7 protein-coding genes are annotated in these 11,428 nt (G+C 74.0%); all 7 read left to right on the top strand.

Going from position 1 to position 11,428, the window contains the following annotated elements; genetic code table 11:
* The 7 genes from ACFW01_RS31200 to ACFW01_RS31170 all read left to right on the top strand — a co-directional run bounded on the left by ACFW01_RS31200 (nucleotide 1) and on the right by ACFW01_RS31170 (nucleotide 11,337).
* Nucleotides 1-1,623, top strand: coding sequence for a beta-N-acetylhexosaminidase (locus tag ACFW01_RS31200; protein ID WP_384509232.1), 1,623 nt, complete (start codon nucleotides 1-3; stop codon nucleotides 1,621-1,623).
* A 254-nt stretch (nucleotides 1,624-1,877) separates the two neighbouring features.
* On the top strand, nucleotides 1,878-2,771 hold the full coding sequence (locus tag ACFW01_RS31195; RefSeq protein WP_234961125.1) for an FAD binding domain-containing protein: 894 nt from the start codon (nucleotides 1,878-1,880) through the stop codon (nucleotides 2,769-2,771).
* A gap of 125 nt (nucleotides 2,772-2,896) precedes the next feature.
* Nucleotides 2,897-4,606 carry a 2Fe-2S iron-sulfur cluster-binding protein gene (locus tag ACFW01_RS31190; protein WP_384509276.1) on the top strand — a complete coding sequence of 570 codons (1,710 nt, stop codon included), beginning with the start codon at nucleotides 2,897-2,899 and terminating at the stop codon, nucleotides 4,604-4,606.
* Nucleotides 4,603-6,921, top strand: a complete 2,319-nt coding sequence (locus ACFW01_RS31185; protein ID WP_384509228.1) for a xanthine dehydrogenase family protein molybdopterin-binding subunit — start codon at nucleotides 4,603-4,605, stop codon at nucleotides 6,919-6,921. Before ACFW01_RS31190 ends, ACFW01_RS31185 begins: the two co-directional genes overlap by 4 nt.
* A 174-nt stretch (nucleotides 6,922-7,095) precedes the next feature.
* Nucleotides 7,096-7,788 carry an SUKH-4 family immunity protein gene (locus ACFW01_RS31180; RefSeq protein WP_384509225.1) on the top strand — a complete coding sequence of 231 codons (693 nt, stop codon included), beginning with the start codon at nucleotides 7,096-7,098 and terminating at the stop codon, nucleotides 7,786-7,788.
* 100 nt (nucleotides 7,789-7,888) lie between these two features.
* A complete protein-coding gene (locus ACFW01_RS31175; protein WP_234961122.1) occupies nucleotides 7,889-9,352 on the top strand; it encodes an MFS transporter in 1,464 nt (487 codons plus the stop codon).
* 188 nt (nucleotides 9,353-9,540) lie between these two features.
* On the top strand, nucleotides 9,541-11,337 hold the full coding sequence (locus tag ACFW01_RS31170) for a DEAD/DEAH box helicase (RefSeq protein WP_234961121.1): 1,797 nt from the start codon (nucleotides 9,541-9,543) through the stop codon (nucleotides 11,335-11,337).
* Nucleotides 11,338-11,428: the final 91 nt, after the last annotated feature.

The raw sequence follows: 11,428 nt of genomic DNA, 5'->3' as shown, positions 1-11,428 counted from the left end.
GTGACGGACGTGACGGACGTGATTCCCCAGCCCGTGCAAGTGACGTCCGGCGAGGGCGGCTTCTTCACCCTCGGCCCGGACACCAGGGTGAGGGCGGACGAGGGCACCGGATCCACCGAGCGGTGGCTGCGCGCCACGCTGGGCGCGGCCACCGGCCTGCCGCTGGCCCCCGGTACGGCGGACGACGGTGTGGTCCGCCTGTCCCTCGACGCCGCACTGCCCGACGAGGGCTACCGCCTCGACGTCACGCCGGCCGGCGTGCGGCTGACCGGCGGCGGTCCGGCCGGCCTCTTCTGGGGCGCCCAGACGCTGCGGCAGCTGCTCGGCCCCGACGCCTTCCGGCGCGCGCCGCTGCCCGACCGCCGGTGGCGGCTGCCGGCGGTCCGTATCGAGGACGCGCCCCGCTTCCGCTGGCGCGGGCTGATGCTGGACGTCGCCCGGCACTTCATGCCGAAGGACGGCGTCCTGCGCTACCTGGACCTGATGGCCGCCCACAAACTCAACGTCCTGCACTTCCACCTGACGGACGACCAGGGCTGGCGCGTCGAGATCAGGCGGCACCCGAAGCTCACCGAGACCGGCTCCTGGCGGGCCCGCACCAAATACGGCCACCGTGCCTCGCCGTTGTGGGAGGACAAACCCCACGGCGGCTACTACACCCAGGAGGACATCCGGGAGATCGTCGCCTACGCCGCCGAACGGCACATCACCGTCGTCCCCGAAATCGACGTACCGGGGCACTCGCAGGCCGCCATCGCCGCGTATCCGGAACTCGGCAACACAGATGTGATCGACACCACCGCCCTCTCCGTCTGGGACACCTGGGGCGTCTCCCCGAACGTCCTCGCCCCCACCGAGAACACACTGCGCTTCTACGAGGGCGTGTTCGAGGAACTCCTGGAGCTTTTCCCCTCGGAGTTCATCCACATCGGCGGTGACGAATGCCCCAAGGAGCAGTGGCGGCGTTCGGCGACCGCGCAGGCCCGCATCGAGGAACTCGCCCTCGCCAACGAGGACGAACTGCAGGCCTGGTTCATCCAGCACTTCGACACCTGGCTGAGCGAACGCGGACGCCGGCTCATCGGCTGGGACGAGATCCTGGAGGGCGGACTCGCCAAGGGCGCGGCCGTGGCCTCCTGGCGCGGGTACGCGGGCGGGATCGCCGCCGCACGCGCGGGACACGACGTGGTGATGTGCCCCGAGCAGCAGGTGTACCTGGACCACCGGCAGCATGCCGGCGCGGACGAGCCGGTGCCGATCGGCTTCGTGCGCACCCTGGAGGACGTGTACCGGTTCGAACCGGTTCCCGCGGAACTGACACCGGACGAGTCCGGACATGTGATCGGCACCCAGGCGAACGTGTGGACCGAGGTGATGGAGAACCAGGCACGCGTCGACTACCAGACCTTCCCGAGGCTGGCCGCCTTCGCCGAGGTGTCCTGGAGCGCCCTGCCCGGCCCGGCCGACCGGGACTTCGGCGCCTTCGAGGAGCGGATGGCCGCCCACTACCGGCGACTTGACGCCCTGGGCGTCGGCTACCGGCCGCCCGGCGGCCCGCTGCCCTGGCAGCGGCGGCCCGGCGTGCTCGGCCGGCCGCTCGACGGGCCACCGCCGAACAAGTAAGGAGAACAAGTAAGGAGAAAGCCCCTTAACGTCACCTGAGAGTGGCAACTCGCACGCATCGCGCGTAGTTCCGATCACCGGAGATCCACCGGTAAAACGCCCTCCTTGTGGACGAGTCGGGCGAATGCCTCCTAGCGGACCCCTGCGTTCGGGCCCTGCAAAGATGTGCCAGAGTTGCCACGTCCGCCCTGTCAGGTCGTACCGTACGGCCACATGGGCGGGACCAGGTGGGACAGCGGGAAGGGGCAGTCGGTTTGACCACGCACGCACCGCAGGCGGCGCAGGCCGTCACGCTGCCCACGACTCTGGACGAGGCCGTGGCGGCGCTGGCCGCCATGCCCGCCGCCGTGCCCGTCGCGGGCGGCACCGACCTGATGGCCGCGGTCAACTCCGGCCAGCTCAGGCCCGCCGCGCTGGTGGGTCTCGGCCGGATCAGCGAGATCCGCGGCTGGCAGTACCAGGACGGCCACGCGCTGCTCGGCGCCGGCCTCACGCACGCCCGCATGGGCCGCCCCGACTTCGCCGCGCTCATCCCGGCGCTCGCCGCCGCCGCGCGGGCGGCCGGACCGCCGCAGATCCGCAACGCCGGCACCCTGGGCGGAAACATCGCCTCGGCCGCCCCCACCGGGGACGCGCTGCCGGTGCTGGCCGCCCTGGAGGCCACGCTGATCATCGCGGGCCCGGACGGCGCCCGGCGGGAGATGCCGGTCTCGCACCTGCTGGCCGGCATGGAGATGCTCCGCGCGGGCGAGCTGATCGGCTACGTGCGCATCCCGTTGCTGCATGCGCCGCAGGTCTTCCTGAAGGCCACCGGCCGCACCGGACCGGGCCGCGCCACGGCCTCCGTGGCGCTGGTCCTCGACCCCGCCCGGCGCGGGGTGCGCTGTGCCGTGGGCGCCATCGCGCCGATGCCGCTGCGGCCCCTGGAGGCCGAGCAGTGGGTGGCCTCGCTCATCGACTGGGACAACGGCCGCGCGATCCTCCCGGAGGCGCTGCACGGCTTCGGCGAGTACGTCGCCGCCGCCTGCATCCCCGACGCGGCCCCGGCCGAGGACGGCTCCGTGGCGCAGCTCCCGCCCGCCGTACTGCACCTGCGGCGCACTGTCGCCGCGCTGGCCCGACGAGCACTGGGGAGGGCGCTGTCGTGACCGACGACCAGAACGGCGACCGGCACGGGGACCGGTACGACGACCAGCACGACGGCCAGTACGGCGACCAGCGCGACGGCCGGCACGGAGAGGGCACGCCCCCGAGCGGGGGCCGCTGGGACCCGCTGCCCCAGGGCGACTACGACGACGGGGCCACCGCCTTCGTGAAGCTTCCCGAGGGCGGCGTGGACGCGCTCTTCGCCTCCTCGGACAGCCCGCTGGCCGCACCCGGCCACGGCTACGTGCCGCCGCAGATCACGGTCACGCCCGCCACCGGCACCGACCCGGCCGCCACCGGCTCCTGGACCATGCCGTCCGCCCCCGTGGACGGCACCCAGTGGCAGCTGCCGGACACCGGACAGGAGCACGCCGCTCAGCAGGGCCATGCCGACTACCCGCCGCCGCACGACCCCTACGGCGGAGCCGCGCCCTACGACGCGAACGCCGGGCAGGGCGACGGCGAACGGTTCACCTACCGCCCCGGCGCCACCGGCCAGTGGGACTTCTCCGAGGCCGCGCCCCCCGAGGACGCGCAGCCGGGGTCCGGCCAGGACGTGACCGGGCAGTGGTCCATCCCCGTCGCCGGCGGCGACCTTCCGGACGAGTCGGGCGAGTTCACCACCTCGTCCCTGGCCGAGCAGTGGGGCACCGGCGCTCCGGCCACCCTGCCGGGCGGCGCCCCCGCGCCCTGGGCGCCCCAGCCCGCCGGGCAGCCGTGGGGCGACGACACGGCGGAGGGCGGCCCCGGCACGGGCGAGCAGCTGACGTCCAGTACGTCGCGCCCGCCCCGGCACCCGGCCGATCCGTACGCCCATGCACCCGCCGTACCCGCCGTACCGGCCGAACCCGCCGAGGAGACGGACCCCGTGGCACCGGCGGCCGAAGCCACGGCGACCGACGGTCCGGATGGTGCCGAGGAGGCCCCTGAGGGCCCCGCTGAGCGCTCGGAGGGCGCCGCGGAGGGCGGGACCGCGGAATCCGTGCCGGAGACCGCGGAGGAGCCCGTGACGGGCCCGGCCGCCACGACCGGCGACCGGACCGAACCGGCCGACGGAGCCGACCCCGCCGAGGCCGCGAGCGACACGCCCGCCCACGTACACACCGACGACGTACCGGCCGCCGTCCCGCCCGCAGCCGACGAACACCCCCCGGCCGCCGCGCACGACGAGCACCCCCTCGCCTCGTACGTGCTGCGGGTCAACGGCGCCGACCGGCCCGTCACCGACGCCTGGATCGGCGAGTCGCTGCTCTACGTGCTGCGGGAGCGGCTCGGCCTCGCGGGCGCCAAGGACGGCTGCTCGCAGGGCGAGTGCGGCGCCTGCAACGTGCAGGTCGACGGACGTCTCGTCGCCTCCTGCCTGGTCCCGTCCGTGACCGCGGCCGGCAGCGAGGTGCGCACCGTCGAGGGCCTGGCCGCCGACGGACAGCCGTCGGACGTGCAGCGGGCGCTCGCCCGGCGGGGCGCCGTGCAGTGCGGCTTCTGCGTGCCCGGCATGGCGATGACCGTGCACAACCTCCTGGAGGGCAACCCGGCGCCGACCGACCTGGAGGCCCGCCAGGCCCTGTGCGGCAACCTGTGCCGCTGCTCCGGGTACCGCGGTGTCCTGGAGGCGGTCCAGGAGGTCGTCGCCGAACGCGAGGCACACGCCGGCGCCGACGCGCACACCGGCGCGGACGGCGACGAGCCCCGCATCCCGCACCAGGCCGGCCCGGGCGCGGGCGGCGTCAACGCGTCGGCCTTCGAACCCCAGCCACCGCCCGGCGCGCCGGACCCGGCAGCGGGACCCCACGACCGGTCCTTCGGTGACCACGGCCAGGACGGAGGCCACGCGTGAGCAACGACACCGCGACCGCGGAGGCCGCGGGACCCGCCGAGGCGGCACCCCCCGTCGCCGAGCCGATCCCGCACGGCCTCGGCGTGTCCCTGCCGCCCGCCGACGCCCGCGCCAAGACGGAGGGCACCTTCCCGTACGCCGCCGACCTGTGGGCCGAGGGCCTGCTGTGGGCGGCCGTACTGCGCTCACCGCACCCGCACGCGCGCATCGTGTCCATCGACACCACCCACGCGCGGGAGATGCCCGGCGTCCGCGCGGTCGTCACCCACGAGGACGTGCCCGGCACCGTGCTGCACGGACGCGGCCGGGCCGACCGCCCGGTCTTCGCCTCCGAGGTGGTACGCCACCACGGCGAGCCCCTCGCCGCCGTCGCCGCCGACCACCCCGACACCGCGCGGATGGCCGCCGCCGCCGTCATCGTCGAGTACGAGGTGCTCGACCCGGTGACCGACCCCGAGCAGGCCTTCGAGGCCGAACCGCTGCACCCCGACGGCAACCTGATCCGCCACATCCCGCTGCACCACGGCGACCCGGACGCGGCCGGCGAGATCGTCGTCGAGGGCCTCTACCGCATCGGCCGCCAGGACCCGGCGCCTATAGGAGCCGAGGCCGGCCTGGCCGTGCCGCGCCCGGACGGCGGCGTGGAGCTGTACCTGGCCTCCACCGACCCGCACGGCGACCGGGACGCGGCCGCCGAGTGCTACGGCCTCACGCCCGAGCAGGTGAAGATCGTCGTCACCGGGGTGCCCGGCGCCACCGCCGACCGCGAGGACCAGGGATTCCAGCTCCCCCTCGGCCTGCTCGCGCTGAAGACCGGCTGCCCGGTGAAACTCACCGCCACGCGCGAGGAGTCCTTCCTCGGCCACGCCCACCGGCACCCCACCCTCCTGCGCTACCGCCACCACGCCGACGCCGAGGGCCGGGTGGTGAAGGTCGAGGCGCAGATCCTGCTCGACGCGGGCGCCTACGCCGACACCTCGTCGGACGCCCTGGCCGCAGCGGTGGCCTTCGCCTGCGGGCCGTACGTCGTCCCGAACGCCTTCATCGAGGGCTGGGCCGTACGCACCAACAACCCGCCCTCCGGCCACGTGCGCGGCGAGGGCGCCATGCAGGTCTGCGCCGCCTACGAGGCGCAGATGGACAAGATCGCCAAGAAGCTCGGCCTCGACCCGGCCGAGGTGCGCCTGCGCAACGTCCTGGCCACCGGGGACGTGCTCCCCACCGGCCAGACGGTCACCTGTCCCGCCCCCGTCGCCGAACTCCTCCAGGCCGTCCGCGACTTCCCCCTCCCCGCCCTCCCCAAGGACACGCCCGAGGACGAGTGGCTGCTGCCCGGCGGCCCCGAGGGCGCGGGCGAACCGGGCGCGGTGCGCCGGGGCGTGGGCTACGGCATCGGCATGGTGCACATGCTCGGCGCCGAGGGCGCGGACGAGGTCTCCACCGCCACCGTGAAGGTCCAGGACGGCGTGGCGACGGTGCTGTGCGCCGCGGTCGAGACCGGCCAGGGCTTCACCACGCTCGCCCGGCAGATCGTGCAGGACACCCTCGGTGTCGACGAGGTGCAGGTGGCGCCCGTCGACACCGACCAGCCCCCGGCCGGGGCGGGCTGCCGCGGCCGCCACACCTGGGTGTCGGGCGGCGCGGTGGAACGGGCGGCCAAGATGGTCCGCACCCAGCTCCTCCAGCCCCTGGCGCACCAGTTCGGGATGTCGACCGAACTGCTCCAGATCGCCGACGGCAAGATCACCTCGTACGACGGCGTGCTGTCGACGACGGTCGCCGAGGCGCTGCACGGCAAGGAACTGTGGGCCACCGCCCAGTGCCGCCCGCACCCCACCGAACCGCTGGACGAGACCGGCCAGGGCGACGCTTTCGTCGGCATGTCCTTCTGCGCGATCCGCGCGGTGGTCGACGTGGACATCGAGATCGGCTCGGTACGGGTCGTGGAGCTGGCCGTGGCGCAGGACGTCGGCCGGGTGCTCAATCCGGCCCAGCTCACCGCCCGGATCGAGGCGGGCGTCACGCAGGGCGTCGGCATCGCGCTCACGGAGAACCTCCGCACCCCGCGCGGCCTGATCCGCCACCCCGACCTGACGGGCTACGCTCTGCCGACCGCGCTCGACACCCCGGACATCCGGATCGTGAAGCTCGTCGAGGAGCGCGACGTGGTCGCCCCCTTCGGCGCGAAGGCGGTCAGCGCGGTGCCGGTGGTGGCCTCCCCGGCCGCCGTCGCCTCCGCCGTGCGCGCGGCCACGGGCCGCCCGGTGAACCGGCTCCCGATCCGGCCCCAGGCCGCGGTGGTCACGGCGAACTGACCCCCTTCCCGAGGTCCTTCGCCCGGGAGGCAACGCGCGCGGCACGGAACGCGTCCTACGTGAGGGGACGGACGGGCCCCGTGCGACGGGGCGTTGTCAGTGGCGGGCCCTAGGCTGCGAAGCGGTGGGGACGACTGCCGCTCCCACCGCGCATGAGCACACCCGGGGGAGACGATGCAGGCGGTCACGAAGGACCCGAAGGACCCGAAGGACCCGAAGGACCCGACGGCCACGACGGCCACGACGGACGCGACTGAGGCACCACAGCGCCTGCCGTCCCTGCCGTCTCTGCTGACCCTCGCCCGCCTCACGACGGCCTCGGCGCGGGAGCCCTCCCGCTGCCCGGTGCCGCCAGGGCGCGAGACGCCGCTGTTCTGGACGTCGGCGGCGCTGATCGGCTCTCTGCTCCTGTCGGCGGGCCGGCGCACGACGTCCGGCCTCGCCCTGGACCTGCCCCACCGGCTGCTGACCCGCGAGTTCGGCCGGGGCCGGGTCGCCCGCTTCGAGGACATCGACTTCCCGCCGTCCCTCACCCACGAGCCCACCCGCCGCTTCCTGCGGGAGACGGGCCTGCCGGAGGACACCTGCCAGCTCGCCGCGGACACCGACGGGATGGCACTGCCGACCCTCGCCGAGTACTACGGCACTCAGTCCCCGGACGGACCGCCCGCCCACCTCGTCCGGCTGGGCCGGCTCCCCGACGGCGCCGACGTGGTGGTCGACGGCGCCACGGGCGCGGTATCGACCTGGCACCCGTCCGACACGGACGACCCACGCCCCCTCACCCCGGACGTCTCGACCCTCGTCTTCAGCGTCTGGCTGCTGCACCGCGCCTCAGCCCTGGACACAGCACAGGAAGGGTGCTGAACCACTCGGGCCGACCCCGTCGGTCGTACGACCAAGGTCCCGGTCCGGTACCGCCTCCCGACAGGGGTCAAGTGGTGCTGTGGCCCTTACGCTGGCGACCATGACCGCCCCCGAGCCCCGCGACACCGATGTCGCCGTCCCCGCCGCGCCCGCAGGCGCCCCCGCCGCTCCCTCCGTTCCCGACGAGACCGTGCTGAGCCGCGCCTACCGGGCGCTGAGTATCGGCATCGTCTCCGTCATCGTGCTGATCGCCTTCGAGGCGACGGCGGTCGGTACGGCGATGCCGGTGGCGGCGCGGGAGCTGGACGGGGTGTCGCTGTACGCGTTCGCGTTCTCGGGGTACTTCACGACGAGTCTGTTCGGGATGGTGCTCTCCGGCCAGTGGTCGGACCGGCGAGGCCCGCTGGCCCCGCTGACCACCGGTATCGCCTCCTTCGCGGTCGGGCTGGTGCTCTCCGGGACGGCCGGCGCGATGTGGCTGTTCATCCTCGGGCGGGCCGTGCAGGGGCTCGGCGGCGGCCTGGTGATCGTCGCCCTGTACGTCGTCGTCGGACGGGCCTACCCGGAGCGACTGCGGCCCGCGATCATGGCGGCGTTCGCGGCGGGCTGGGTCGTCCCGTCGATCGTCGGCCCGCTCGCCTCCGGCGCGGTGACCGAGCAGCTCGGCTGGCGCTGGGTGTTCGTCGGTATCCCGGTGCTGGTCGTCGTCCCGCTGGCGCTCGCGCTGCCGCAGATACGCGCCCGCGCGTCCGGTGCCGTCGACGGCGGGAACGCGCCCGCCTCCTTCGACGGCCGCCGCATCCGGCTCGCCCTCGCCATCTCACTGGGCGCGGGTCTGCTCCAGTACGCCGCCCAGGACCTGCGCTGGGTCTCGCTCCTGCCCGGCGCGGCGGGCGTCGCGCTGCTCGTCCCGGCCGTCCTCGGCCTGCTGCCGCGCGGCACCTACCGGGCGGTGCGCGGGCTGCCCTCCGTGGTGCTGCTGCGCGGGATCGCCGCCGGGGCGTTCATCGCCGCCGAGTCCTTCGTACCGCTGATGCTGGTCACCCAGCGCGGCCTCAGCCCCACGCTGGCCGGCCTGTCCCTCGCGGCGGGCGGCGCGACCTGGGCCGCGGGGTCCTGGCTCCAGTCCCGGCCGCGCCTGGAACCCCACCGCGAGCGCCTGATGTCCCTCGGCATGCTCCTGGTGGCCGCGGCCATCACCACGGCACCCAGCGTGCTGATCGACGCCGTACCCGCCTGGACGGTGGCCGTCGCCTGGGGCTTCGGCTGCTTCGGGATGGGCCTGGTGATCTCCTCCACCAGCGTGCTCCTGCTCAAGCTCTCCGCCCCCGAGGAGGCCGGCAGCAACTCCGCCGCCCTGCAGATCTCCGACGGCCTCTCCAACGTCGTCCTGCTGTCGGTCGGCGGAGCCGCCTTCGCCGCCCTCGGCGGCGGCACGGTCAGCCACGCGGCCACGCAGGCGACCGGCTCCCATCCGGCGGCCTTCGCGGCGGTGTTCCTGCCGATGGCGGGCGTGGCGCTGGTGGGGGCGTGGGTGGCGACGCGGCTGCGGGCGGCGCGGTGAGCCCGGCACCGGTGCGAGGCCGACCGTCGCGGTGACGCGGGTGCTGCGCGTGGGTGCGCCGGGGCGGCTGTGACGTCCGTCCCACCCGGGGGTGACCCGCCCCGGTGCGCGCGTCGATCCTGCCGGGGCGCCGGTAGGGTGGCCCGGTTGTCATACGTGGCCGAGCCGTTCTACCCCCTTCGGAGACCGTGACTACCACCGCCAGCTCCAGCACCTCGCACCACCTGTCCCCGGCCTTCCCCGGCCGTGCCCCCTGGGGCACCGCCAGCAAGCTGCGGGCCTGGCAGGAGGGGGCGATGGAGAAGTACCTCCAGGAACAGCCCCGGGACTTCCTGGCGGTCGCCACCCCCGGCGCCGGAAAGACCACGTTCGCGCTGACGCTGGCGTCCTGGCTGCTGCACCATCACGTCGTGCAGCAGGTGACCGTGGTCGCGCCGACCGAGCACCTGAAGAAGCAGTGGGCGGAGGCCGCGGCCCGGATAGGCATCAAGCTCGACCCCGAGTACAGCGCGGGCCCGCTCAGCCGCGAATACCACGGCATCGCGATCACCTACGCCGGTGTCGGCGTACGCCCGATGCTGCACCGCAACCGCTCCGAGCAGCGCAAGACCCTCGTCATCCTCGACGAGATCCACCACGCCGGCGACTCCAAGTCCTGGGGCGAGGCCTGCCTGGAGGCGTTCGAGCCGGCCACCCGGCGCCTCGCGCTCACCGGCACGCCCTTCCGGTCGGACACCAACCCGATCCCCTTCGTCCAGTACGAGGAGGGCAACGACGGCATCCGCCGCTCCGCCGCCGACTACACCTACGGGTACGGCTCCGCGCTCGCCGACGGCGTCGTGCGCCCCGTCATCTTCATGAGCTACAGCGGCAACATGCGCTGGCGCACCAAGGCGGGCGACGAGATCGCGGCACGGCTCGGCGAGCCGATGACCAAGGACGCCGTCAGCCAGGCCTGGCGCACCGCGCTCGACCCGCGCGGCGAGTGGATGCCCGCCGTACTGCGCGCCGCCGACCAGCGGCTCACCGAGGTCCGCAAGGCCATCCCGGACGCCGGCGCGCTCGTCATCGCAGCCGACCAGGACGCTGCCCGCGCCTACGCCAAGCTGATCCGCGAGATCACTGGCGACAAGGCCACCGTCGTACTGTCCGACGACGTCGGCGCGTCCAAGAACATCGACACCTTCAGCCAGGACAACTCACGCTGGATGGTTGCCGTCCGCATGGTGTCCGAGGGCGTCGACGTGCCGCGCCTGGCGGTGGGCGTCTATGCCACCACGATCTCCACGCCCCTCTTCTTCGCCCAGGCGGTGGGCCGCTTCGTACGGTCCCGCCGCCGCGGCGAGACGGCATCCGTCTTCCTCCCCACCGTGCCCGACCTCCTCACATTCGCGAACGAGATGGAACGCGAGCGCGACCACGTCCTCGACAAGCCCAAGAAGGACGGCGACGAGGACCCGTACGCCGAGTCCGAGAAGGAGATGGACGAGGCGAACCGGGAGCAGGACGAGGACACCGGCGAGCAGGAGCAGTTCTCCTTCGAGGCGCTGGAGTCCGAGGCCACCTTCGACCGCGTCATGTACAACGGCGCCGAGTTCGGCATGCAGGCCCACCCGGGGAGCGAGGAGGAGCAGGACTACCTCGGTATCCCGGGGCTCCTCGAACCCGACCAGGTCCAGCTCCTCCTCCAGAAGCGCCAGGCCCGCCAGATCGCGCACAGCCGCAAGAAGCCCGACGACGAGGCCGACCTGCTCGAACTGCCCGCCGAGCGGCGCCCGGTCGTCTCCCACAAGGAGCTGATGGAGCTGCGCAAGCAGCTCAACACCATGGTCGGCGCCTACGTCCACCAGAGCGGCAAGCCGCACGGCGTGATCCACACCGAACTGCGCCGCGTGTGCGGCGGCCCGCCCAGCGCCGAGGCCACCGGCGGACAGCTGCGCCAGCGCATCGCCAAGGTGCAGGAGTGGGCGACGCGCATGAAGTGACGCCGGCGGCGTGTGCGGTACGTACCGGGACAAACACCGGCAGTGGATAACGGTTGCCGCCCGGATTCTGGACGGAGCCTTCCGCTGAGCG

The organism is Streptomyces sp. NPDC058985, assembly GCF_042740985.1.
In the GTDB taxonomy this organism is placed as follows: Bacteria; Actinomycetota; Actinomycetes; order Streptomycetales; family Streptomycetaceae; genus Streptomyces.
This window is presented reverse-complemented; position numbering and strand designations above follow the sequence as displayed.

What these genes read in the sequence shown, in the direction of transcription:
- ACFW01_RS31180 (WP_384509225.1), top strand. Translation starts at nt 7,096, where the DNA reads ATGCAGGCGGTCACGAAGGACCCGAAGGACCCGAAGGACCCGAAGGAC.
- ACFW01_RS31175 (WP_234961122.1), top strand. Translation starts at nt 7,889, where the DNA reads ATGACCGCCCCCGAGCCCCGCGACACCGATGTCGCCGTCCCCGCCGCG.